The sequence below is a fragment of the Actinomyces sp. Marseille-P3109 genome (genome assembly GCF_900323545.1).
GTDB lineage: Bacteria > Actinomycetota > Actinomycetes > Actinomycetales > Actinomycetaceae > Actinomyces.
Map to the genome: position 1 here is coordinate 2,222,632 of NZ_OOHN01000008.1, position 23,206 is coordinate 2,245,837.

The window sequence follows — 23,206 nt, forward strand, 5'->3', positions numbered from 1 at the left end:
GAAAGAAACCTGAAAATAATGCATCTAAATGATGACGCTTGGTGACGATACGGTTACGGCTTCCCGAGCACTGCCCTACAGTACCTCACAAACGTTGGAACGACAGCATCCGTGGGGCTCATCTCCGAACTTACGGCTCCAACGTCGGACTTCCAAAAAGGGCCTTGAAGTAGCCGTAGAAGTTCCAGTTCCCCCAGGAGGTGCACTGGTCTCCACCGCTTCCGGCGGCCGCATTGGGCTGAAAGGGCGTGTAGTTGTACAGGCCCGCCGTCGCCTGGTTCGCGACCGTGAGCTCGCCGCTGCCGCACTGACCGTTGGGCGAGTAGGCGATCTGGGTCGGTCGCTGCGCCACCACGTCATAGGTCCCCGGGTTGAGACGGTAACGCTGGAACTGGGAGGCCGCCCCGTAGAGCTGGGAGGAGAAACCGGCCCACTGAGGGTCGCAGGTTCCGTGATCGGGGCAGGCGTAACCGGCCGCGGCCTCGTAGTCGCGGGCACCCAGCGTCCGGCCGGAGGCGGTCAGCAGCCCCTGCTCCTTGTGGATGAGGACGAGGAGAACCTGGGGGTTGATGTCGCAGGCCTGGGAGACCTCCCAGACGACATCGGCCGCACTGAGCCCCGAGGCATCCCTGGTGCCGCCGGGGCAGAAGGTACTGGCCTCGCGCCCCTGCATGGAGAAGGTGGCCGTGGCCAGGCACTCGGTGCCGTCGCTGCCCGGCTGGCAGCCGGCGTTGACCCGTGCCAGGAATTCCGCGATCTCCTCGCGCGTCATGGCGTCGGCGTCGTAGAAGACCTCATCGTCGATGATGCGCGCGGCATCGAACCCGCTCGTATCGGGCACCAGGGGAGCCGGTGCGGAGCTCGCCGTCCCCAGGGAGGTCTGCTGCCCCAGGCCCGCGAGTCCGTTGAGTGAGGAGCCGGCCGCACGCAACGCGATCACGCCCACCAGGAGTGTGATGAGGAAGGCGCCCAGACCGACGCCGACCGGGCTGCGCAGGAAGGCCAGGAGCGGGTTCCTCCTGCCTCGTTTCCTGCGCCTGACGCTGGCGCGAAGGCGGCCGGGACGCTCGCCACCTCCCCGGTGGCCCCGACCGTGCCCGGGATGATGCCCCTGACCGCCGCCTCGGGCACGCTCACCTCCGCGCTGCGCCGTCGGGCCCGCGCGGTGCGGAGTGCGGGCCGGCTGGGAGGCGCTGGAACCACTGGCGCCTCGGTGGGCCCGCGAGCGTCGGTTGGAGGGATGGTGGGACATCGACGTCATCGTGTCACACAACGGCGGGGCGCACCGGTCTCCGGGCGCTATGACTTCCCGGAACAACCGGTGCTCCACGCCGGCGGCTGGAGGCGATCGGCATCACCGGCCGTCTCCGTCGCCGCCATCGACGGGGTGCGGTCGGCGGCGCATACTGTGGGGCCGTGAATCTTCCCGACGTCCTGGCCCTGGCACGATCCCTCATGGAGGAGGCCGACGTCGGCGACTGGGAGCTGGCCTTCGACCGGGCGCGTCGTCGAGCCGGCCAGACGGACCATGCGCGACGCCGGCTCACACTCAGCCGTCACCTCATGAGCCTGTACGACGAGGAGCAGGTGCGCGAGACGATCCTGCACGAGATCGCCCACGCCCGCGTGGGCGCCCACCACGGACACGATGCAGTCTGGGCCGCGGAGGCGATCCGCCTGGGCGCCACCGGGCGACGGCTCGTGGACACCCGGGCGCCGCGCCTCCGGGGCCGCTGGGTGGGTCGGTGCCCAGCGGGCCATGAGGTCGATCGGATGCGCCGCCCGGCATCACCCGTCTCCTGCTCGCGCTGCGCGCCCCGGTTCAGCCTGGAGCACCTGTTGTCCTGGAGGCTCGACGACGTGCCCGTACCCCATGAGGAGATCAGCGAGCGCTACAGCCGCCTGCTGAGACTGGCTCGGCACCAGCCGTGAGGAGAGGTCGCAACGACGTTCCGGGGCAGTAGGGTTTTGGCCACCGGCACCATCACTCCACGACAAGAGGAGAAGCACCCCATGATCGTCACCACCACTCCCACCGTTGAGGGCTACCCCGTCACGCAGTACCTGCGAGTCGTCTGCGGGGAGACCATCGCGGGCGTCAACTTCCTCAAGGACGTGGCCGCGGGGTTCCGCAACTTCGTGGGCGGCCGCTCCCAGACCTATGAGACCGAGCTCATCCAGGCCCGGGAGACGGCCCTGGCGGAGATGGTTCAGCGCGCTCAGGAGCTCGGCGCCGAGGGCGTCGTCGGCGTCGACATCGACTACGAGACGCTGGGCTCCGACAACGGCATGCTCATGGTGACGGCATCAGGCACGGCCGTCCGCTTCTCCCCCGTCGACTGAGCCCGTTTCTCATACAGCTAGGCAACAGTCCTCACAATGGGTGCCCTGCCCGACGAAACAGGCCGATCATCCGAGCGTTGACTCCCGAACCACCAGCGTCGGAATAAAGGTCTCACTACGCACCCGTCCGTCCTCGGCGAGAAGCAGTTCAGCGGCCGCGACACCCATTTCACGCATTGGCTGATGCACGCTGGTCAGCGGCGTAATAAGCTCGGCTGCGAAGGAGATGTCGTCGTAACCGACAATGGCCACGTCGCCAGGAATCGACAGACCGCGACGACGTATCTCCCGCATGGCACCGATCGCCATCTGGTCATTGGCGCAGAAAATCGCCGACGGCGGGAGCGGACCATCCAGGAGCCGGGCCGCTCCCGCCGCCCCGGAGGCTGCGTTGAAGCTCCTCGAGTCGACCTCAGACTCGACCTCCTGAAGAGCCCTTGCAGGGTCGAGCCCTCTCGCAGTGAGCTCCTTGAGGACGCCGTCGTGCCGATCCTTCGCCTGTCGTATAGCGAGGGGACCGTTGACGAAGCCAATCCTGCGGTGACCGATCTCCAGCAAGTGAGAAATAGCAGCCCGAGCTCCTGCGACATCGTCTCCGACGACGGTGGACATCTCAGGAATGGGCGGATGGTCCAGGAGAACTACCCGAATACCGCGCTCCACGATCATTCCGAGCCGGTCCAGCGTCGTAGCCGAGGGCATGATGATGACGCCTCGCACTCCCATGCCGGCCAGGAGAGAGAGGATCTCCTGCTCGCGGACAGAGTCGGCATCCGAGGAGCACAGCATCGGTACGCACCCCGACTCGCGCAGCCGATCCTCTATTCCACGGGCAGCCTCGGTGAAAAAAGGGTTGGACACGTCGTGGACGACAACTCCCACAACGCTCGATCCCCGATCGCGCAGACGGCGTGCGGTCTCCGAACGCACGAACCCCAGAGACGCGATGGCCCCCTCCACGCGCTTGCGAGTCGTCTCAGAGACACGCTCAGGATGATTGAGCACGTGGGAGACGGTGCCCACGGACACGCCTGCATGGGCAGCGACGTCTCGCACGGAAGGACGCACTGACGCACCTGTATCCACGGCACCCTCCAGGTTGAGCGGAAGCGCGAGCGCAGCCGCTCCCCTCTCGACGGCGACGGCACCCTGAGTCATATTGCATCGGCCCCTGCCACCCGGCACAACGGGAACCCGCGACATCATCCCATGAGAATCGGCGTGGATCGTGGAGCACCGAGGCACGAGAGATCAGCACGTCTACTCACTCCAGCAGAGGTTGCCGCCTCAAGTAAGCGATGCTACATTGATTGAAACGATTCATTTCAGTTGGGCCCCATCAGCTCCCCCACCCCCGCTCACGGCCCCTCGCACGGACAAGGACGTTCGATGACCACCTCACCCTCCACATCAGCCAACCAGGATCGGCTCACGACGCTTCTTACTCACACGGCACAGCGTTCGCGGCAGCGCTGCTGCTTCCTCCTCCGGGTACGTCCCGAACGTCTGACCGAGTACATCGAGGTTCACCAGCACGTCTGGCAGGACATGCGCGACGCTCTGAGCAACGCCGGGTGGCGCCGGTACTCCCTCTTCCTGCGACCCGAGGACGGTCTCGTCGTCGGCTACTTCGAGTCCGATGACACCGCCGCCGCAATGAGGGCGATGGAAGACAGCGACGTCAATACGCGCTGGCAGGCGGAGATGGCCCAGTACTTCGTCCAGCCCAACGGCGGTACGCCCGAGATCCTCGCCCAGTACTTCCACCTCGCGTGAGGCCCTGTTCCGTCCACCTACAGATCTCTCAAGGAGGAGAGAATGGCTCGCACCCCTCTGACCGGCTGGAAGGCGACTGCCGCCGTCTCCATGTCGAACTACATCGACTCCGGTTCCATCATCGCTATCGCGACATCGCTCGGCTTCTGGGGCAAGGCGTACTTCCCTGACGACGACGGCACCATTGCCGGCCTTCTGGCCGCGTTCAGCGCCAACGCCTTCGGAGCCGCCATCGGCGCCCTCATCGGCGGGCCGCTGTGCGACAAGTACGGCCGTAAGTTCATCTACACCTACGACCTGCTTCTCTACGCCCTCGGTGGCCTCGTCGTCGTCTTCACGTCCAACCTGGCCATGCTCTTCGCCGGTTTCATCATCATCGGCCTGGCAGTGGGAGCCTCCGTTCCCGCGGGCTGGACCTACATCGCGGAGTTCGCTCCCACCGAGCAGCGCGGCAGGCACATCGGCGCCACCCAGCTCGCCTGGTCCTTCGGCCCGTTCATCGGTTTCGGACTGGCGGCGGCACTGACTCCGTTGGGCCTGCTCGGCAGCCGTATCATCTTCGCCCACCTCGTCGCTATCGCCCTGGCCACCTGGTACATCCGGCGCAGCCTTGAGGAGTCCGAGACCTGGGAGACCGCCAAGGGCGGAGCGGACGCCAAGCCTCCTTCGATGTGGGCGTCCTTCCGCAAGCTGTTCAACCGCCGCGTCAACATCACCGCCCTGGTGTTCCTCGCAGTCATCTACACGTGCTGGAACCAGGCGGCCTCACAGAACGGGATCTTCCTGCCCACGATCCTCAGCTCCATGGGCTACGAGACTCTGCAGACCGACCTGTTCTCCATGCTTTCCTGGGGCTTCGTCATTATCTCGACGTTCATCTTCATGGGTCTGGTCGACCGGGTGCCCTACCGCTGGCACTACCTGGTGGGTGGGGTGCTCGCCATCGTGTCCTGGATCGTCCTTGTGTTCGGCCCGTCCGACGCTGCCTGGACCGCTTTCGGCTACACGGTCATCTGGGGCCTCTCCGCGGGTCCGTCAGCGCAGGCTTTCTACTCCGTGTGGTCTCCTGAGCTGTTCGCGACCCCGTACCGCTCGGCGGCCCAGGGCATCGTCTTCTTCGTGGTGCGTCTCGCCTCCGGCCTCATCTCCTTGATCTTCCCTGTCATCCTCGCCCGCCCGGGCGGACTCCTGATCGACGGCGTCATCCTCATCGGGTTCCTGGTGGTGGCCACCGCCGTCGGAACGATCGGCGCACCCAGGACCCAGGGAAAGAGCCTGGAGGAGATCGAGATGGAACGTTACGGGGAACGCGTGATCAACGCGTGATCGCCGGCCGGTCGAGACCGCCCCTCCTGAGAGCCAGCCCTCGACCGGCCCCGCCCCATGTCCGCGACGAGCCCACCTTCATCACCCCCGATACCTCGATCCGATCCACTGACAACCCATCGCAGAGCGCAGAAACGGAGAACCGCTATGACCAGCCCACGCCTGTCCGACCTGCCCCCGGAGGCACTCAGCCTGCTAAAGACCCAGACCATCGAGCTGCCCAGCTGGGCCTTCGGTAACTCAGGCACTCGGTTCCGCGTCTTCACCACCGCGGGCGTCCCTCGCGACCCGTATGAGAAGATCGACGACGTCGCCCAGGTCAATGCCTTCACCGGCATCACCCCCCGAGTGTCCCTTCACATCCCATGGGACAAGACCGACGACTACGACTCCCTTCGCCGACACGCCGAGGACCGAGGCATCCGGATCGGGACGATCAACTCCAACGTGTTCCAGGACGAGGACTACAAGCTCGGCAGCCTGACCAATCCTGATGAGCGGATTCGCACCAAGGCGATCGCTCATCACCTGGAGTGCATTGACATCATGCGAGCCACTGGCTCTCCGGCACTGAAGATCTGGTTGGCCGACGGGACGAACTACCCCGGTCAGGACTCCATCCGCGAGCGCCAGGACCGACTTGCCGACTCCCTGTCCCAGATCTACTCGGCACTCGATGATGACCAGCACCTTGTTCTGGAGTACAAGTTCTTCGAGCCGGCCTTCTACCACACCGACGTGCCGGACTGGGGGACCAGCCTCATCCACTGCCTTGCTCTCGGTGAGCGCGCCAAGGTGGTGCTGGACACCGGGCACCACGCTCCGGGAACAAACATCGAGTTCATCGTCGCCCAGTTGGTCCGTCTGGGACGTCTGGGAGCCTTCGACTTCAACTCACGCTTCTACGCCGACGACGACCTCATTGTTGGTGCCGCTGATCCCTACCAGCTCTTCCGCATCATGAACGAGATTGTCGCCGCCGGGGCGCTGGCGCCTGATTCCGGTGTCAACTTCATGCTCGACCAGTGCCACAACCTGGAGGAGAAGATTCCTGGCGAGATCCGTTCAGCGACCAACGTCCAGGAGGCCACTGCCAAAGCGCTACTGGTTGACCGGGAGGCCCTGAAGACGGCCCAGATCGCCGGCGACGTCCTAGGAGCCAACGACATCTTCGTCGACGCCTTCAACACCGACGTGCGCCCGATGCTCGCCGAGCTGCGAGAGTCCCAGGAACTGGCCCCCGATCCGATGCGAGCCTTCCTCGATTCCGGCTACCTCGAACGTATCCGCTCGGAGCGCATCGGAGGCAACGCCGCGGGTTGGGGAGCCTGAGTCCTCAACGGGACTGGAGCGGGACAGGTGAGGACCCCTGCCCCACCAATCGGCTCCAGGTCCCTCCCCAGGTCCATTCCTGACACCATCATCTGAAAGGTTCTCTCATGTCCGCCCCCACTCCTGTCCACATCGGCGCGGTGGACCTCGGCGCCTCTTCCGGACGCGTCATGGTCGGCACCATTGCCAATGGACGCGTCTCCCTCACGGAGATCCGCCGTTTCTCAAACAGCGTTGTACCTGTACCTACCAGTGACGGGGAACGTCTGTTCTGGGACGTGCTCCACCTGTGGAGTGAGGTGCGCCAGGGACTGCTCACCGCTGTTCGCAATGTCGGTCCTCTTTCCGCGATCGGCATCGACACCTGGGCGGTGGACTATGGGCTGGTCAATGCCTCCGGCGCCTTATCCACCCAGGTCCACGCCTACCGTTCGGCACGCACCCGGGGAATTCCCGAACAGATCTTCGCCAAGATCCCCGCGCAGGAGGTCTACACAATCAACGGGTTGCAGGTGCAGGACTTCAACACGTTGTTCCAGCTCATGGCCCAGGAACGGGACGACGGCTTACCCCGAGAGTCTGACGGCGCCGGTGCCCGCACCCTGCTGCTCCTGCCCGATCTTCTCGCCTGCTTCCTCACCGGCAAGCGGGTCGCCGAGGTGACCAACGCATCAACCACCGGACTGGTTGATGCGCGCGGTAGAACCTGGTCCCGTCCCCTGCTGGAGCGCCTGCGCACGGAGGTTGGTCTCGACCTGAACGGTCTCCTGCCTGACATCATCGAGCCGGGAACCGTCATCGGAACAGTACGACCCGAGGCGGCGGACATCGTCGGTCCGGATGGGAAACCCACTCCCGTGATTGCCGTCGGCAGCCATGACACAGCCTCCGCCGTCGTCTCCGTACCGGCCACGGACCCCAACTTCGCCTATGTCTCCTGTGGAACCTGGTCGCTGGTCGGTCTGGAGCTGGACGAGCCAGTGCTCACTGAAGCCTCTCGGGCCGCCAACTTCTCCAATGAACTCGGCGTGGACCACACCGTTCGCTATCTCAAGAACGTCATGGGGCTCTGGGTCCTCAACGAGGCCGTCCGCGCCTGGCACGACCAGGGTCTGGAGATCGCCCTGCCTGAGGCCGACGCCGCCGCGGCGGCGGCCGAGCCGCTACGAACCGTCATCGACATCAACGACGCCACCTTCTACAGCCCCGGTGACATGGCGGCGCGCATCGATGAGGCCGCGTACGCCACCGGACAGCCACGTCCTCGAGATATCGGGGAGTACGTCCGCTGCATCAACGACTCTCTCGCCCTGGCCTACCGCCGCGCGGTGCGCCAGGCGGTGGAGCTCTCGGGGCGAGAGGTGAAGGTACTGCACATCGTCGGCGGTGGCATCCGCAACCGGCTCTTGTGTCAGCTTGCCGCAGACGCAACCGGGCTGCCCGTGCTGGCCGGTCCTGCGGAGGGCACGGCGCTGGGAAACGTCGTCGTCGCCGCTCGAGGAGCCGGTGTGATCGAGGGGGACCTCGGCGACCTACGGCACCTAATCCGTACCTCAAGTCGGCTGACGCGGCACGCGCCCGACCTCGGCGCCTCCTCCGACTGGGACGCCATAGAACGCCGCCTCTTCGGCTGATCCATCCGCCCGGCCGGCGGCCTCTGAACGCGAAACACACAACCGGAGACAACAGAACCATGACCGAGCAGAAGACCACTCACTCGACTCTGAACGAGATCCTCACGCAAATGGGAGCCGCCGGACTCCGACTGGACCATATGAACGCCGTTGAGGCAGGCGCCGGCAACATCTCAGTGTCGGTCGCCGCCGACGCCGACGAGCTGGGTCTGGCCGAGCACCTGCCACAAGCACATCCCGGCACGAAGCTGCCACTGCCGGCTCCGGCACTTGCCGGCCGAACAGTCCTCGTCACCGGTTCAGGATGTCGCCTACGCGATATTGCCGACTCACCCGAGGCGAACGTATCCGCCTTCACCATCGACGACGACGGAACCACCGGCACCTGGTACACCCACCCGAAGCGGGAGTACCTGAGGCCGACGAGCGAGTTCAACTCCCATCTGGCCGTCCACAACGATCAGGTTGAGCGACGTGCCGTGGACTTCCAATCCGTCATCCACGCCCAACCCCCTTACCTGGTCCAGCTGTCCCACATGAGAGATATCCGTAGCACCAAAGAGTTCAACCGCCGCATCCTGCGGTGGGAGCCGGAGACGATCGTTCAGCTGCCGGCTGGCATTGAGGTGCTCGACTTCATGGTCCCCGGCTCACAGACGCTGATGGAAAGCAGTGTGGAGGCCTTACGCGTCCACGTCATGGTCATGTGGTCCAAGCACGGGATCATGGTGCGCTCCGATACTGACCCCCTGGCCGCCGTCGACAAGGTGGAGTATGCCGAGACCGGCGCCATGTACGAGGTCCGCAACCTCATGACGGGAGGTCTCGGCGAGGGGGTCACTACTGATGAGCTTCGTGCGGTTGCCAGCGCATTCGACGTTCCGACCGACCTTCTCTGACGTCACCACGTCGATCCCACCCAGGGTGGCCTCTCGTGATTTCTGAGCGATGATGAGCGCCTCCCCTGCCGGAGAAAACTCTCGGCTCAGCGAATCGACCTCGCCGAGTATTTCCCAGATTTTTCCCAGGGCTCTGTCCATTCTCCTCACAGGGTGATGGCGTTACATAGTGGTCACCGCCGGACAGGAACGGTCTCGAGGGTTGGGGAGCCCAGTGACGGATCGCATTTCTGAGACGGCGTCAGGTCATAGGGAGCCTGGCGTCATCGTTCCAGCGAAGGAGGAACCGCCTCCTCGGGTGCATGGGACCCCGGGTTGCAGGTGGGACCTCGCGAGGCTTGGGCCCGCGGTCCGGGAAATCGGACCGCGGGCCGAGTCATTTTTCGGCGGTTTTTCAACACCCTCACCTCGCACCATGCCCTCACAGAGCGCTCTCCCCTCCCACCGGCTCACGATGTCAGAGAGTTCATGGATGTTTTTGATGAGGAGGCGCGTCAGGATAGGAGCATGACTGACTCAGCACAGCCCGCCTTCTCGCGCCGCTCCACCGCCCGCGTGAGCACCGACCGACCGGCCCGGTACGGCAAGCAGCTCGCCGGCCACATGGGTCGCAAGATCACCACCGCATGGGACGAGGACACCGAGGCCGGCTCCCTGACCTTCGACCGCGAGGGAGTGGTCACCGGCGTCGTCATGCTCTCGTCTCACGACGCCGTCCTCCAGCTCGACCTGGCCTCCGACGGCGAGCACCTCGAGCGCCTTGAGCAGGTCACCGGCATCCACCTGGCCCGTTTCGGAGCCAAAGAGGGAATCGTCGTGAGCTGGCACCGACAGGACGGCACGCCGGGCACCACCCAGGGGCCGCTCACCCCGGAGGACCTCGAACGCATGCGCGCCGAGCGCGAGGCCCGCAAGGCATCCTCCTGATCGACGCCACCTGCCTCTGCCCCGCTCGGCCCGGGCCGACCTCACTCGCCTGAGGCGCACGCGGTCTACGCGGCCGGCTCCTCGTCGGCGACGGGGTTGCCCACGCGCAGCATGAGGATCAGGCCGGTGGCCAGCACGGCGACGATCCCGAGGATCCCCCAGTAGTTCGCGCCCTGACCGACGATGCGCGTGCCCAGGTGGATGAAGATGCCGTACATCATGGGCGCCATGAAGGAGACCGCGCGCCCGGTGGTGGCGTAGAGCCCGAAGATCTCCCCCTCCTGCCCCTCGGGGATGAGACGGGCCAGGAAGGAGCGGGCGGCCGACTGCGCCGGCCCCACACAGGCCGACAGCACCAGACCCAGCACCCAGAAGACGACCGTGCCGGCGGCGTGCAGGAAGAAGACCAGCATTCCGGTCACCACCAGGATGATGAGACTGGCCATGATGACGTTGCGGGGGCCGCACCGGTCGTCGAGCCGCCCGGCGCCGATCGTGGCGATGCCGGCCACAATGTTGGCGACGATGGCGAAAATGATGACATCGCCCGATGAGAAGCCGAAGGTGTTCTGGGCGATGATGCCGCCGTAGGTGAAGACCCCGGCCAGGCCGTCCCTGAAGACGGCCGCGGCCAGCAGGAACCACAGCAGCCGCGGCTGGAAGCGGTGGAGCCGAAGCAGAGTGCGCCACAGCAGCTTGTAGGAGGTCAGGATCGATTCCTTGCGCTCCACGCTGTGGGAGACGGCCTCGTCGGGCTCGACCTCCATACCGGCCCGGTCCCGCCCCGGCTCAGCGGAGGCCATGCCCTCGCCCACTTCCGCGGCGCCGTCGTGGCGGCCCAGACTGCGGGAGCGGTTGATGAGGACGGGAAGCGCGGACAGGCCGAACCAGGCCGCCGACACGAGCATGGCGATGCGCACCCCCATGCCGGTTCCGGCGGGGAAGGAGATCAAGGGGCTGGGGCCCACCAGGGCGACGTAGAGGATGAGCAGCAGGACAATGCCGCCGAGGTAGCCCATTCCCCAGCCCAGCCCGCTGACGGCGCCGATCCGGTCCTTGGAGGCCAGGTGGTTGAGAATGGCGTTGTAGTTGACCGAGGCGAGCTCGAAGAAGATGTTGCCGATCCCCAGCAGGACGATGCCGAGCCACAGGTAGCCGGGGGCCGGCCGCACGAGGAACAGTGCCGCGGAGACCGCAACCACCACGGCGGTGTAGCCCCCGAGCCAGAAGACGGTGCGTCCGGCCCTGTCGGAGCGCTGCCCGGTCACCGGCGCCAGCAGGGCGATGAACAGTCCGGCGATCGCCAGTCCGATGGACAGCGCCGACTCGTTGTCCGCCTTGGGCCCGAAGGAGTCGCTGACCAGGTAGACGGTGAAGACGAAAGTGGTGATGACGGCGTTGAAGGCCGCCGACCCCCAGTCCCACAGGCCCCAGGCGATGACGGGCCAGGACAGGAGCCGGGTACGGGAGCCGGCCTGCGTCGGAGCAGGCGTCACGATCGTGCTCATGGGACAGACGATAGAACCATCCGCGCTCGTGACGATACCGAAAGGGAAACAGACCTGATCGTCAGTTCTCCCCATCCTCTGAGGAGCGGGCGCACTCTGCCGTCGGGCTACTGCGCAAGAAGCAGCTCGGCCAGGGCCAGGTCCATCGGCGTCGTCACCTTCATGGCTCGCTCGTCCCCTGCGACGACGACGACACTGCCGCCGCAGGCCTCGACCAGGGCGGCGTCGTCGGAGGCGGCGAGCGACTCGTCCTCAGCCCGCTCGGCCCCGGCTCGGTGGGCCGCGACAAGAGCGCCGGTGGCGAAGCCCTGCGGGGTCTGGACCGCCCGGAGCCGGGCGCGCCGCGGGGTGCCGACGACGTGCTCGGGCTCGCCTGCCATACCGATCTCGACCTCCTTGACCGTGTCGGTCACGGGCAGTGCCGGCACCACGGCCGCATGGCCGGCGCGCACGGCGGCGATCACGCGGCGAGTCACCTCCGGCGGCGTCAGCGCCCGAGCCGCGTCATGGACGATGACGACGTCGGCCTGCGGCACCGCGGCCAGGGCCGCCGCGAGCCCGTGGGCCACCGAGGCCTGGCGCGAGTGCGGCGAGCCGGCCACGACCTCGACCCCGACCGCCCGCCCTGCCGCATCGTCCAGCACCCCGGACAGCTCGGCGCGGAAGCGGTCGACGTCGTCGGCGGGGGCGGTGACGACGAGGTGACTGACAGCCCCGGAGGCGATGAGTCCCACCGCCGCTCGCCGCAGGAGGCTGATGCCCCCCACCGGGACGAGGGCCTTGGGGACGTCGGCTCCCAGGCGGCTGCCTGAGCCGGCCGCGGTGAGAACGGCGACCGCCCCACCCGGAGAGGACCCGGGCGGGGCGAATGGCTCGGATGACGGGATGATGCTCACGAGCAGGACGCTACCCTGTACGCCACCCCTGACCGAGGCACTGGGCGGATCAGGAGGCCAGGACCTCGTCCAGGCGGGACTCGGCCTCCTCCTCGGGAGTCTTCTGGGCCAGTGCCAACTCGGAGACGAGGATCTGACGGGCCTTGGCGAGCATGCGCTTCTCACCGGCGGACAGGCCTCGGTCCGTGTCACGGCGAGAGAGGTCCCGCACAACCTCTGCCACCTTGATGACGTCCCCGGAGGCGATCTTCTCCTGGTTGGCCTTGAAACGACGCGACCAGTTCGTGGGCTCCTCGGTCAGCGGTGCGCGCAGCACCTCGAAGACCTTTTCCAAGCCGGTCTCATCGACGACGTCACGTACGCCGATGAGCTCAACACTTTCGGCGGGAACCAGGATGGTCAGGTCACCCTGGGCCACCTCGAGCTGCAGATATGTCTTCTCCTCACCGCGTACCTTGCGCTGCCGGATATCAATGATCCGGGCGGCCCCGTGGTGTGGGTAGACGACAGTCTCACCGACTTCATAGGTCATAAGGATGACTCTCCAGACTGGTTTGCGGGGCTCTAGTTTATCAGGTCATTCTGCGAAAAGATCGGGGAGGTATCTCACAGCGGTCACGGCGATCACGGCCCGGGATCACGGCGGGAATAGGGCGGTGCACGAGAGGGGGATCAGCGATCAGATCCACTGTCGAGGCGATAGCCCAGGCCTCTGACTGTCGTGATGAGAACCGGTTTGGAGGCCTCGACCTCAATCCTTCCCCGCAGTCGTTTGACGTGGACGTCCAGGGTTTTGGTATCTCCCTCGTAATCGGGTCCCCACAGGCGCTCGATGATCTGGCTGCGAGTGAGAACGCGATCGGGATGCCGGAGAAATAGCTCCAGGAGCTCGAACTCCCGCAGCGGCATGGCGACCACCTCGCCGTCGACCCTGACCTCGTGCCTCTCCACATCCATCCGCACCCGCCCTGCAGACAGGACCTGCTCGGGCTCCTGGGGTACGGCCCGGCTACGGCGCAGGACCGCCTTGAGGCGCGCCAGGAGCTCCCGGTAGGAGTAGGGCTTGGTGACGTAGTCGTCGGCACCGATCTCCAGGCCGACGATCTTATCCAGCTCAGTGTCCTTGGCGCTGAGCATGATGACCGGGACGGAGGAGGACCGCCGGATCCGGGTGCACACCTCGGTCCCGTCCAGGCGCGGCAGCATGAGGTCCAGCAGGACCAGATCGATGGGGCCGACGCCGCCGGGACGCCGGGAGGCCTCGAAGATCTCGACGGCGCGCTGGCCGTCCTGGGCCTCGACCACCTCGAAGCCGTCGCGCCGCAGACCGAGGGCGAGCGGGTCGCGGTAGTTCTCCTCATCCTCGACCAGCAGGATACGGGTCCGTGCTGACGGCGCCACAGGCGATGCTGCGGACGACGGCGTGGACGACGCTGCGGGCGGGACGGCGGACGGTTCTGTCGGGCTCACGACGCGCTCCTGGCGGACTGGCCGGCGGCGTCGTCTGGATCCCCCTGCGGCGGCCCGTTCGGGACCGGCTCGCCCTCGCCCAGGCGCGGCAGCACGAGGGTGAAGGTGGAGCCCCGCCCCGGGGCGGACCACAGCTCAACGGCCCCACCGTGGTCGGCGGCCACGTGCTTGACGATGCTCAGGCCCAGGCCTGTGCCACCGGTGGCCCGCGAGCGGGCCTTGTCGACACGGTAGAAGCGCTCGAAGACGCGCTCCTGCTCCTCCTTGGGGATGCCGATGCCCTGGTCGACCACGGCGATGCGCACGATGTCGGGATCCCCCGCATCCAGTGAGACGCCCACCGAGACCCGGGTACGGGGCTCGGAGTACCGGATGGCGTTGTCCAGCAGATTGCGCACGGCGGTGGTGATGAGGGCGGAGTCGCCGCGCACCCGCAGTCCCCGAGTGCCCCCGGCCACGAGGGTGATCTGGTTGCCGTCGGCCTCGACGCGCACCCGGTCCACGGCCTCGGCAACGACGGCGTCGATGTCGACGACCTCGGGCTCGGCCAGGGCGTCGCCCTCCTGAAGGCGGGTGAGCTCGATGATCTCCTGGACCAGGACGCCCAGGCGGCGGGCCTCCTTGCGCATGCGCCCGGAGTAGTCGCGCACGAAGTCGGGGTCGTCGGCGCCGGCCTCGACGGTCTCGGCCAGCAGCTGGATCGCGCCGACGGGGGTCTTGAGCTCGTGGGAGACGTTGGCGACGAAGTCGCGACGCATGGCCTCCACCCGGCGGGCGGCGGTGTGGTCCTCGATGAGGATGAGGACGCGCCCCTGACCGATGCCGGCCACGCGCACCTGCAGGTGGAACTGGCCCGACCCCGGCACCCGCCCCCTGGCCACCGTGACGGCCGCGTCCTGCGCCTGGCCCGAGGCACGCACCCGGCTCACCATCGCCGCCACGGCCGGCTCGACGACGGCGTCGTCGCGCACGATGTTGAAGGTGTAGGCCGAGGCCGAGGCGCGCAGGACCTCATCGTCGTCATCGAGGACGACAACCGTCGAACGCAGGGCGGCCAGCACGGGGACGGTCGTGTCAGTCCCGGCCAGCCCGGCGAGGTCGGCGGCGCTCGTGGCCGCCCTGCTCTCGCGCCGGGACAGCACGACGCCGATCCCCGCCCCCAGGCACACGAGGACCGCGGCGGCGATCACGAGGAGAACGATGACGGTCAGGCCCACCTTTCTAGGGTAGTTGAGACCCGACGGCGCTTCCCGACCAGGACCGCCCATGGGCGCGCCGCTTGCGACGGCGTCGCGGGGCTGCTGTGCTTAGGACCAACACCCTTGGCGGCAGGCTCGACAGGATCGTCGAGCCGCGCCGTCGAGAGCCGCATCGTCGACTGGTACGAGCCATCGGCGCCCGCCCGGAACAGGAGCAGCCTCTATGCGCGCCATCTTCAACCAGGAGCTCAAGCAGCTGGGCTCCGACCTCGAGTCCATGGCCAACCAGGTCGCCACCGCGATCGAGCGGGCCGCGGAGTCCCTGCGCCAGGGGGACATCGTCATCGCCGAGCAGGTGATCGACGCCGACGAGCGCATCAACGACCTTCAGCGCGACATCGACGACCTGTGTGTCATGCTGCTGGCCCGCCAGCAGCCGGTGGCCGGAGACCTGCGCAACGTCCTGTCCGCGCTGCGCATGGCGCAGACCCTCGAGCGGCAGGGGGACCTGGCCCGCCACGTGGCCGCCATCGCCCGGGGCCGCTACCCCGAGCCGCCACTGCCCGAGCCGATCCTGGGACTCATCCTTGAGATGGCGGACCTGGCGGTACGCGCGGGCAAGGACGTCGCCCGGCTCATCTCGACGCGGGACCTGGAGCTGGCGAGCGTCATCCAGTCCAACGACGCCGAGCTCGACGCCCTGCACCGGCGCTCCTTCCAGATGATCCTGGACCCGGCCCACGACCTAAGCCGGCAGCAGGTCATCGACGCGGTCCTCATGGGCAGGTTCCTGGAGCGCTTCGGCGACCACTCGACCTCGGTGGCCAGCCGCGTGGCCTACCTCGTCTCGGGGGCCTCCATGCCGGAGACGCACGACGCCGAGGACGCCGACGCGCTCCACTGAGCCCTCCGGCCCCGGCCGGAGCCACCCCGGCCGAGGGATGACCGTGAACGAGACGGGCGGCGTCGAACCCTTTTCAGGTTCGACGCCGCCCGTGTCCCTAGGCCGCCCGTGTCCTTAGGGGGACGGTCAGAGGACGGACAGCCCGTGGGGCTCACTTGCCCTGGTTGGCCACCGCCGCGATCTTGGCCTCGGCCTCGGGGTCGAGGTAACGGCCACCCTTCTTGAGGGGCTTGAGGGTCTCCTCGTCGAGCTCATAGACCAGCGGGATCCCCGTGGGGATGTTGACGCCTGCGATGTCGTCGTCGGAGATGTCGTCCAGGTGCTTGACGATGGCGCGCAGCGAGTTGCCGTGGGCCGCGATCATGACGGTCTTGCCGGTCTTGATCTCGGGAACGATAGTGCCCTCCCAGTAGGGCAGGAGGCGCTCGAGGACGTCCTTGAGGCACTCGGTGGCGGGGATGGGCTCACCGGCGTAGCGGGGGTCAGTGTCCTGGGAGAACTCGGAGCCGGGCTCGATGACCGGCGGCGGCACGTCGTAGGAGCGGCGCCACTGCATGAACTGCTCCTCCCCGTACTCGTCGCGGATCTCCTTCTTGTTCTTGCCCTGCAGGGCGCCGTAGTGACGCTCGTTGAGGCGCCAGTCGCGCTCCACCGGGATCCAGTGGCGGTCGGCGGCGTCCAGGGACAGGTTGGCGGTCATGATGGCGCGGCGGAGCATCGAGGTGAAGAGCTTCTCGGGGAGGACACCGGTCTCCTTGAGGAGCTCGCCGCCGTGGACGGCCTCGGCGCGGCCCTTGTCTGACAGCGGGACGTCGACCCAGCCGGTGAAGAGGTTCTTCGCGTTCCATTCGCTCTCGCCGTGGCGGAGCAGTACGAGGGTGTAAGCCATGACCCCATCCTGCCAGGATCCCAGGCACGGCGCGAGGACCTGGAGGTCCTAGGAACCCTCTCGGCCCGATCTCTTCAGCAGGTGCCGGAGAACGTATTCGGTGCGCTCCACGCCGGGCGGGTTCCCGTACAGCGCGGCGACCCGTCCTTCAGCAGGCCGATGGACGCGCACCGCAGGCAGAGGAGGACGGACAAACTCATCCGTCATAGGCATGAGGCCTCGCGCACCGCACTCATACCTGTCCCCCATGGACGGCACTGATATTCACCCATTGAAAACACAATGGTCCTGGTTATGCGCCTCAGTGCATAACCAGGACCATTGTGTGAGGTGGCAATAAGCTCGAGGTTGTCTCGATACTGGGCGCCGGCTCACAGGAGCCCGTCGCACCCAACCGGCCTCAGTTGTTGGGGTTGACCTCGTAGTAGGCCTTGCGCACCTCAGCGGAGACGCGACCGCGGTCAGAAACCTCCAGACCCTGCTCACGGGCCCACTCACGAATCTTCTGAGTGTCGGAAGGACCGCTGGAACGACGACGACCAGAACTGCGACGACCGCCGGTGCGACGAGCCTTTCCGACCCATTCCTCCAGGGACTCACGAAGAGCGGCGGCGTGCTCGTCGTTCAGGTCGATCTCATAGGTCACGCCATCAAGCGCGAAGGTGACGGTCTGGTTGGCCTCGGACCCGTCGACATCGTCGACGAGGATGACCTGAGTCTTCTGTGCCATGATTCCTCATTCTGATTGGAGGGAGCGGGTCTAAGCACGTATCCCGCTGCGGACACCGTTAGATTAAACAATAGTTGCCTTCAATGCAACACGGTATTTTCGCCACCTGCATTACCAACCACGACCGGGCACCCTAATCCAGCACCCACCCCACCGACAGGCCCACCTCCTCACCTCCCCGCGCAAGACTGAAAACTGTGAAAGCACTGATGCCCTCCTTTGGAGATCCCCTCAAGATGCGGCCACTCAATGCTCAACCAACTCGCCCAGCACCCCTGAGAACTGGAGGCCCACGAAGATCATCCGGTCCGCGAATCCATCACTCCCAGAGGGTTCCCAGATAATCGGACAGGATTCTCCCAGCCTGAAGCGATTGCCTACTAACGCCAGAGACATGCCTTCACACCACAAGGGACAGCCCGCTAAACCAGTAAAATCCCTGAGGCGCCCACCCTCCGTGCACGATCATCGATGACGGGCATTTCGACGATGCGGTCGTTTCAGAAAGCAGCACCCGCTCTGCCGCGGAAGGAGGGGCGTGTGTCATAATGCACACATAAGTCCGAACCCGGTCAACGCAAAAGCCCCGGGGATGTACCTCCCCGGGGTCGATCGAGCCGCCTGTGGGAATCGAACCCACGACCTATTCATTACGAGTGAATCGCTCTGCCGACTGAGCTAAGGCGGCGCTGACGCAAGCAGCAGGGCCGAACATACCGTTCCCGTCCCCATCACCGCAATCCACCAGAACGCCACCGACCGTGTTCCTCGACACAGTTGATAGCGTCTCTCAGAGCACCGGATCACAAGCACCCAGTGCCCACAACATCCGTCTTCCAGCGCAGGAGCGGCACGCACCGAGAAGAGCCCGGACTCGGCTCGGAGTACTCACCGCCTGTGTCAGCCGCACCCGCCAGAGCCCGATATTCTCCGCACATCATTCAGCCGGCCGACCTCCCGTAAGGATCTCCATGACCGAGTCTCCATCCAGCTCACCCTCCACTTCGCCATCTCCGCGTCCGGATTCACCGCGGGTCCCCACCGACGCCCGCTCGGGCGATCACGTCCAGGACCGCGGCGACGCCGGTTACAACAAGTCACTGAAGAACCGCCACCTGCAGATGATCGCCATCGGCGGCTCCATCGGCACGGGTCTTTTCATGGGTGCCGGCGGCCGCCTCGAAGAAGGCGGAGCCGGCCTGATGTTCGCCTATGCCATCTGCGGGGTCTTCGCGTTTCTCATGGTGCGGGCACTGGGCGAGCTCGCCATCCGCAGGCCCTCCTCCGGAGCATTCGTCTCCTACGCCCGTGAGTTCCTCGGGGAGAAGGGTGCCTATATCACTGGATGGTTCTTCTTCCTGGACTGGTCGGTGACCGTCATGGCCGACATCACCGCAGTGGCCCTCTACCTCCACTACTGGACGACTCTGCAGGTTGTACCGCAGTGGGTCTTCGCGCTCATCGCACTCGTCCTGGTCTTCATCCTCAACATGCTGAACGTCAAGATGTTCGGAGAGGCAGAGTTCTGGTTCGCACTCATCAAGGTCGCCGCCATCGTGTCCTTCATGGTGGTGGCCATCGTCGCCATTGTTCTCAGGCTTCACACCGGAACAGCCTCCGATGGAGGGGCGATCACCGCAGGGGCTCATAACATCCTCGGAAACGGAGGCTTCTTCCCCGAAGGATTCCCGATCGTCTTCGCCCTGACCCTCGGCGTCGTCTTCGCCTTCGGTGGCACGGAGATGGTAGGAGTGGCCGCCGGAGAGGCGAAGGACGCGGAGAAAATCCTGCCCAAGGCGATCAACTCGATGATTCTTCGTATCTTCGTCTTCTACGTCGGCTCCGTCATGCTGCTGGCACTGGTCCTCCCCTACACCTCCTACTCGAAGACCGAGTCGCCTTTTGTCACCTTCTTCTCCGGTATCGGTGTTCCCTACGCCGGTGACATCATCCAGGTCGTGGTCCTCACCGCCGCGCTGTCCTCTCTCAATGCCGGCCTCTACGCCACGGGGCGCACCCTGCGCTCCATGGCGGTGGCCGGTGAGGCTCCACGGGTGGCGGCCGGCCTCAACAAGCACCAGGTTCCCGCCGGCGGCATCATCATCACCTCCGCGCTGGGACTGCTCGGCGTCCTGCTCAACGCCTACCTGCCCGGAGACGCCTTCGACATCGTCATGAACCTGGCCGGCATCGGCATCGCCGGAACCTGGGGCGCCATCCTCGTCACCCACCTCGCCTTCCTCCGGCGGGTGAGCGACGGCAAGGAGGTGCGTCCGGCCTACCGGATGCCCGGCGCCCCCTGGAGCAACTACGCCGCCCTGGCCTTCTTCACCATCGTCGTCGCCTCGAACCTGGCCGACCCGGCCGGGCGGTGGACTCTGGCACTGTTCGCCATCGTCATCATCATGATGGTGGCAGGCTGGTACGCAGTGCGGGGACGCATCCGGGGAGACCTCCTCGAGGAGGTCCTCGCCGACGAGGTGGACGGATCCGCGCCCGCCTCACCGCACGACGCCGTCCACTCAACGCATGACGGCGCCTCACCGGCAGGAGCCTGACCCATGCGCGTCCACATCACCTACACCGGAGGCACCATCGGAATGGTGGACTCCCCTCGCGGCCTCGTTCCCGGGGCCGATCTGGAGGGCTGGCTCGGCTCCCTGCTGAGGGGAACTCCGCTGGCGGACGCGGTGTCGGTGACCTCGCTGGCCCCGCTCATCGACTCCTCGAATGCCACGCCGCTGTCCTGGCAGGCGATCATCGACGACCTGCGCGCCCATGCCGCCGAGGATCCGGAGGCTGCCTTCGTGGTCCTGCACGGCACCGACACGATGGCCTACACGAGCGCCGCCCTGTCCTACGCCCTGACGGACCTGGCCACGCCCGTCGTCGTCACCGGATCCCAGCTCCCGCTGGGGGTGCTGGGATCCGACGCCGCCGCGAACGTCACCGGCGCCCTCAAGGCCGCCACCTCCGAGCGCCTCAGCGGGGTATCGCTGTTCTTCGGGCACCGGCTGCTGGCCGGGAACCGGGCGACGAAGTCCTCCTCGTGGGCCTTCACCGGTTTCGAGTCCCCCAACGCCGCCCCTCTGGCCACCACCGGCGCCCCGTGGCAGTGGGCCGCGGCGACACCGGCGGGCACGGCCTGGGAGGATGCCAGGCCCTACACTCGCCACGACGTCGTCGTGGTCGATCTGGCCCCGGGCATCACCGCACAGCGCCTGGAGGCTCTGCTGACACCGCTGCCCGAGGCCGTGGTCCTGCGGGCCTTCGGGGTGGGCAACATGCCCTCCCAGGAACCGGGGCTGACCGACGTCCTCGAGCGGGTGATCGCCGCCGGGACGGCCGTCGTCGTCACCTCCCAGTGCCACGAGTCCGAGGTGCTCCTGGGGCACTACGAGGCCGGGGACGCGCTGGCCCGCAGCGGCGCCGTGGGCAGCCGCGACATGACCCTGGAGGCCGCCTACGCCAAGGTGCAGTTCCTGCTCTCGCAGGGACTGCACGGCAGTGAGCTGGCCCAGTGGATGGGGCGCTCCATCGCCGGCGAGCTGCGCGAGTAGCACCCCGGCATCAGGGCAGGACCCGCGTCACAGACCTCGGCCCCGGCCGGCTGGTGAGCCGTCCGGGGCCGAGTCCGTGTCCGCGTTCACGCCTGCCAGGACTCCGTCGGTGGCGTTCCGGGCGCACACATGTCAGTCAGCAGGTGAGTCCCTTGTCGGGCATCGTCCCGTTGAGCAGGTAGGTGTCCACGGCGTTCTTAACGCAGTCGTTGGATCGTCCGTAGGCGGTGTGCCCGTTGCCCTTCCAGGTGAGAAGCTGGCCGGTTTCGAGCTGCTCGGCCAGAGCCTCGGACCAGGCGTAGGGGGTCGCCGGGTCGCCGGTCGTCCCCACCACGAGGATCGGCGCGGCGCCGGAGGCCGTGATCTTCTCGCGCTTGCGGCTCGACTCGTGGCCCCAGCCCTGGCAGTAGGCATCGGGGTACAGGAGTTGAGCGCTGAAGGTGGGGGAGGCATCCTTGACGGCGGTCGCGTTCTGCTCCCAGGAGGCGTCGTCCCCCTGGACCGGGAAGTCCAGGCAGTTGACCGGCATGAGGGCCTCAGTGCTGTTACCGGAGTAGCTGCCGTCACTCTGCCGGGAGGCGAAGGCATCGGTGATCACCATCAGCGCGCTTCCGTCCCGGCTTCCCGAGGTGTCCATCGCCTGCGTCAGGGCCGCGGTGAGAGATGACCACAGGCTGGTCTGGTACATCGCCCCCAGCACACCGGTCAGGGCCAGGTCGTAGGTCAGCGGCCGCTGGGGGTCGGACGTCGGGATCGGCGCCGTCTTGGTGGACTCCAGGAACTCCCGGATCTGGGAGACGCCGGAGTCGACGTCTCCGCTGAGCGGGCAGCTCAGCTTGGAGGACTGGCACTCCTGCACATAGGCCCGCAGCGCGACCTCGAAGGCCTTGGCCTGGCCCAGGGTCATGTCCTCGGCGCTCAGGGAGGGGTCGACGGCGCCGTCGAGGACCAGGCGACCGGTGTTGGCCGGGAAGAGCTCGGCGTAGGTCGCCCCCAGGTAGGTGCCGTAGGAGAAGCCCAGGTAGGTGAGCGCCTGCTGTCCTTCGACCGCACGCAGGACGTCGAGGTCCCGGGCGGCGCTGATCGTGTCGATGTGGTCCAGGAGCCCCGGCGTGCCGGTCTTCGACTCACAGGCGGTGTTCATCTTCTGGGCGCGCTCTATCGTGGCGGTGGTCGACGGCGTCGCCGGGTCGTTCTCGCCGGCCCGCTCGGCGTCGAGATCGGAGTCGCTCAGGCAGTCGATCGCCGTTGAGGAGCCCACGCCGCGCGGGTCGAAGCCGACGACGTCGTAGGAGCCGGTGAGGTTCTTGGAGAAGTACGTCCCGACGGAGTCGACCAGCTCGATGCCCGACCCTCCCGGCCCACCCGGGTTGATGAACAGGGACCCGACCCCTCCCGGCCCACCCGGGTTGATGAACAGGGACCCGACCGAGTCCCCGGTCGCCGCCCGCTTCTTCACCGCGATCTCGATGGTCTCGCCGCCGGGGTTGCTGTAGTCCAGCGGCACCTTGACCTTGGCGCAGCTGAAACCGGTGTCCTCCCCGGACTTCGCCTCGTCCATGCCCTTCTTGGCGCAGGCGTACCAGGAGACCTTCTGGTTGTAGAAGCTCTCCAGCCCGGCCGGGACCGTCGGCGTGGCCGACGCGGTGGCCGGCGAGGCCTTGATGTCCGGGCTGCCCTGGCACGCGGTCAGGCCGGCGCACACCAGGAGCGCGGCGATCGCCGCGACGAGCCGCTTGGTGCCGGGCCGATGAAGAGTCTCGGTAGTCACGGGGTGAACCTTACGATGCCGAGCCATGGGCGCTCCTCCTCC

21 protein-coding genes and 1 tRNA gene are annotated in these 23,206 nt (G+C 66.7%); 11 read left to right on the top strand and 11 right to left on the bottom strand.

Going from position 1 to position 23,206, the window contains the following annotated elements; all coding sequences use genetic code 11:
* Nucleotides 1-130: 130 nt before the first annotated feature.
* The gene (locus BQ8008_RS09645; RefSeq protein ID WP_234415335.1) at nt 131-1,252 is read right to left on the bottom strand and encodes a hemagglutinin; all 1,122 of its coding nucleotides are present in this window, start codon (nt 1,250-1,252) and stop codon (nt 131-133) included.
* A gap of 164 nt (nt 1,253-1,416) precedes the next feature.
* Between BQ8008_RS09645 and BQ8008_RS09650 the strand changes: the two genes are divergently transcribed.
* Both BQ8008_RS09650 and BQ8008_RS09655 read left to right on the top strand, forming a co-directional pair.
* On the top strand, nt 1,417-1,932 hold the full coding sequence (locus BQ8008_RS09650; protein ID WP_108833822.1) for a SprT-like domain-containing protein: 516 nt from the start codon (nt 1,417-1,419) through the stop codon (nt 1,930-1,932).
* A gap of 81 nt (nt 1,933-2,013) precedes the next feature.
* Entirely contained in the window at nt 2,014-2,343 is a 330-nt protein-coding gene (locus tag BQ8008_RS09655; RefSeq protein ID WP_108833823.1) for a putative heavy metal-binding protein, read from the top strand.
* A 66-nt stretch (nt 2,344-2,409) separates the two neighbouring features.
* On the opposite strand, the gene BQ8008_RS09660 is transcribed toward BQ8008_RS09655, so the two are convergent.
* Nucleotides 2,410-3,501 carry a LacI family DNA-binding transcriptional regulator gene (locus BQ8008_RS09660; protein ID WP_234415336.1) on the bottom strand — a complete coding sequence of 364 codons (1,092 nt, stop codon included), beginning with the start codon at nt 3,499-3,501 and terminating at the stop codon, nt 2,410-2,412.
* Nucleotides 3,502-3,732: 231 nt separating this feature from the next.
* On the opposite strand from BQ8008_RS09660, the gene BQ8008_RS09665 reads away from it, so the two are divergent.
* From BQ8008_RS09665 to BQ8008_RS09690, 6 genes are all read left to right on the top strand, one after another.
* On the top strand, nt 3,733-4,119 hold the full coding sequence (locus tag BQ8008_RS09665) for an L-rhamnose mutarotase (RefSeq protein WP_108833824.1): 387 nt from the start codon (nt 3,733-3,735) through the stop codon (nt 4,117-4,119).
* A gap of 42 nt (nt 4,120-4,161) precedes the next feature.
* Nucleotides 4,162-5,445, top strand: coding sequence for an MFS transporter (locus BQ8008_RS09670; RefSeq protein WP_108833825.1), 1,284 nt, complete (start codon nt 4,162-4,164; stop codon nt 5,443-5,445).
* 147 nt (nt 5,446-5,592) lie between these two features.
* On the top strand, nt 5,593-6,777 hold the full coding sequence (rhaI, locus tag BQ8008_RS09675; protein WP_108833826.1) for an L-rhamnose isomerase: 1,185 nt from the start codon (nt 5,593-5,595) through the stop codon (nt 6,775-6,777).
* A 107-nt stretch (nt 6,778-6,884) separates the two neighbouring features.
* On the top strand, nt 6,885-8,411 hold the full coding sequence (locus BQ8008_RS09680) for a rhamnulokinase (protein WP_108833827.1): 1,527 nt from the start codon (nt 6,885-6,887) through the stop codon (nt 8,409-8,411).
* Between the two features lie 59 nt (nt 8,412-8,470).
* Nucleotides 8,471-9,310, top strand: coding sequence for a class II aldolase/adducin family protein (locus BQ8008_RS09685; protein WP_108833828.1), 840 nt, complete (start codon nt 8,471-8,473; stop codon nt 9,308-9,310).
* 507 nt (nt 9,311-9,817) lie between these two features.
* Nucleotides 9,818-10,237, top strand: a complete 420-nt coding sequence (locus BQ8008_RS09690; RefSeq protein WP_108833829.1) for a DUF2218 domain-containing protein — start codon at nt 9,818-9,820, stop codon at nt 10,235-10,237.
* 65 nt (nt 10,238-10,302) lie between these two features.
* Here the strand turns inward: BQ8008_RS09690 and BQ8008_RS09695 are convergent, their stop codons facing one another.
* From BQ8008_RS09695 to BQ8008_RS09715, 5 genes are all read right to left on the bottom strand, one after another.
* Nucleotides 10,303-11,745: an MFS transporter gene (locus tag BQ8008_RS09695; protein WP_108833830.1), complete on the bottom strand. Its 1,443-nt coding sequence runs from the start codon at nt 11,743-11,745 to the stop codon at nt 10,303-10,305.
* A 107-nt stretch (nt 11,746-11,852) separates the two neighbouring features.
* A complete protein-coding gene (locus BQ8008_RS09700) occupies nt 11,853-12,641 on the bottom strand; it encodes an IspD/TarI family cytidylyltransferase (protein ID WP_108833831.1) in 789 nt (262 codons plus the stop codon).
* A gap of 49 nt (nt 12,642-12,690) precedes the next feature.
* A complete protein-coding gene (locus BQ8008_RS09705; RefSeq protein ID WP_003779424.1) occupies nt 12,691-13,173 on the bottom strand; it encodes a CarD family transcriptional regulator in 483 nt (160 codons plus the stop codon).
* Between the two features lie 140 nt (nt 13,174-13,313).
* A complete protein-coding gene (locus BQ8008_RS09710; RefSeq protein WP_108833832.1) occupies nt 13,314-14,042 on the bottom strand; it encodes a response regulator transcription factor in 729 nt (242 codons plus the stop codon).
* 65 nt (nt 14,043-14,107) lie between these two features.
* A complete protein-coding gene (locus tag BQ8008_RS09715; RefSeq protein ID WP_108833833.1) occupies nt 14,108-15,328 on the bottom strand; it encodes a sensor histidine kinase in 1,221 nt (406 codons plus the stop codon).
* Between the two features lie 205 nt (nt 15,329-15,533).
* On the opposite strand from BQ8008_RS09715, the gene phoU reads away from it, so the two are divergent.
* Nucleotides 15,534-16,214 (top strand): phosphate signaling complex protein PhoU, encoded by a 681-nt coding sequence (gene phoU, locus BQ8008_RS09720; RefSeq protein WP_108833834.1) that lies wholly within the window; start codon nt 15,534-15,536, stop codon nt 16,212-16,214.
* Nucleotides 16,215-16,365: 151 nt separating this feature from the next.
* Here phoU and BQ8008_RS09725 read toward each other — a convergent pair whose 3' ends face one another.
* The 3 genes from BQ8008_RS09725 to BQ8008_RS09735 form a co-directional block, all read right to left on the bottom strand.
* Complete coding sequence (locus BQ8008_RS09725) at nt 16,366-17,103, bottom strand: phosphoglyceromutase (protein ID WP_108833835.1); 738 nt, start codon at nt 17,101-17,103, stop codon at nt 16,366-16,368.
* Between the two features lie 400 nt (nt 17,104-17,503).
* Entirely contained in the window at nt 17,504-17,833 is a 330-nt protein-coding gene (locus tag BQ8008_RS09730) for a histone-like nucleoid-structuring protein Lsr2 (protein ID WP_108833836.1), read from the bottom strand.
* Between the two features lie 615 nt (nt 17,834-18,448).
* A tRNA-Thr gene (locus BQ8008_RS09735) sits at nt 18,449-18,521 on the bottom strand.
* Nucleotides 18,522-18,804: 283 nt separating this feature from the next.
* Between BQ8008_RS09735 and BQ8008_RS09740 the strand changes: the two genes are divergently transcribed.
* Together BQ8008_RS09740 and BQ8008_RS09745 are read left to right on the top strand one after the other, a co-directional pair.
* A complete protein-coding gene (locus BQ8008_RS09740) occupies nt 18,805-20,391 on the top strand; it encodes an amino acid permease (protein WP_108833837.1) in 1,587 nt (528 codons plus the stop codon).
* Nucleotides 20,392-20,394: 3 nt separating this feature from the next.
* Complete coding sequence (locus tag BQ8008_RS09745) at nt 20,395-21,393, top strand: asparaginase (protein ID WP_108833838.1); 999 nt, start codon at nt 20,395-20,397, stop codon at nt 21,391-21,393.
* A gap of 136 nt (nt 21,394-21,529) precedes the next feature.
* Here BQ8008_RS09745 and BQ8008_RS09750 read toward each other — a convergent pair whose 3' ends face one another.
* Nucleotides 21,530-23,191 carry an alpha/beta hydrolase gene (locus tag BQ8008_RS09750; RefSeq protein ID WP_108833839.1) on the bottom strand — a complete coding sequence of 554 codons (1,662 nt, stop codon included), beginning with the start codon at nt 23,189-23,191 and terminating at the stop codon, nt 21,530-21,532.
* Nucleotides 23,192-23,206 lie beyond the last annotated feature (15 nt).

What these genes read in the sequence shown, in the direction of transcription:
- BQ8008_RS09645 (WP_234415335.1), bottom strand. Translation starts at nt 1,252, where the DNA reads ATGTCCCACCATCCCTCCAACCGACGCTCGCGGGCCCACCGAGGCGCC.
- BQ8008_RS09655 (WP_108833823.1), top strand. Translation starts at nt 2,014, where the DNA reads ATGATCGTCACCACCACTCCCACCGTTGAGGGCTACCCCGTCACGCAG.
- BQ8008_RS09660 (WP_234415336.1), bottom strand. Translation starts at nt 3,501, where the DNA reads ATGACTCAGGGTGCCGTCGCCGTCGAGAGGGGAGCGGCTGCGCTCGCG.
- BQ8008_RS09665 (WP_108833824.1), top strand. Translation starts at nt 3,733, where the DNA reads ATGACCACCTCACCCTCCACATCAGCCAACCAGGATCGGCTCACGACG.
- BQ8008_RS09670 (WP_108833825.1), top strand. Translation starts at nt 4,162, where the DNA reads ATGGCTCGCACCCCTCTGACCGGCTGGAAGGCGACTGCCGCCGTCTCC.
- rhaI (WP_108833826.1), top strand. Translation starts at nt 5,593, where the DNA reads ATGACCAGCCCACGCCTGTCCGACCTGCCCCCGGAGGCACTCAGCCTG.
- BQ8008_RS09680 (WP_108833827.1), top strand. Translation starts at nt 6,885, where the DNA reads ATGTCCGCCCCCACTCCTGTCCACATCGGCGCGGTGGACCTCGGCGCC.
- BQ8008_RS09685 (WP_108833828.1), top strand. Translation starts at nt 8,471, where the DNA reads ATGACCGAGCAGAAGACCACTCACTCGACTCTGAACGAGATCCTCACG.
- BQ8008_RS09690 (WP_108833829.1), top strand. Translation starts at nt 9,818, where the DNA reads ATGACTGACTCAGCACAGCCCGCCTTCTCGCGCCGCTCCACCGCCCGC.
- BQ8008_RS09695 (WP_108833830.1), bottom strand. Translation starts at nt 11,745, where the DNA reads ATGAGCACGATCGTGACGCCTGCTCCGACGCAGGCCGGCTCCCGTACC.
- BQ8008_RS09705 (WP_003779424.1), bottom strand. Translation starts at nt 13,173, where the DNA reads ATGACCTATGAAGTCGGTGAGACTGTCGTCTACCCACACCACGGGGCC.
- phoU (WP_108833834.1), top strand. Translation starts at nt 15,534, where the DNA reads ATGCGCGCCATCTTCAACCAGGAGCTCAAGCAGCTGGGCTCCGACCTC.
- BQ8008_RS09725 (WP_108833835.1), bottom strand. Translation starts at nt 17,103, where the DNA reads ATGGCTTACACCCTCGTACTGCTCCGCCACGGCGAGAGCGAATGGAAC.
- BQ8008_RS09730 (WP_108833836.1), bottom strand. Translation starts at nt 17,833, where the DNA reads ATGGCACAGAAGACTCAGGTCATCCTCGTCGACGATGTCGACGGGTCC.
- BQ8008_RS09740 (WP_108833837.1), top strand. Translation starts at nt 18,805, where the DNA reads ATGACCGAGTCTCCATCCAGCTCACCCTCCACTTCGCCATCTCCGCGT.
- BQ8008_RS09745 (WP_108833838.1), top strand. Translation starts at nt 20,395, where the DNA reads ATGCGCGTCCACATCACCTACACCGGAGGCACCATCGGAATGGTGGAC.
- BQ8008_RS09750 (WP_108833839.1), bottom strand. Translation starts at nt 23,191, where the DNA reads ATGGCTCGGCATCGTAAGGTTCACCCCGTGACTACCGAGACTCTTCAT.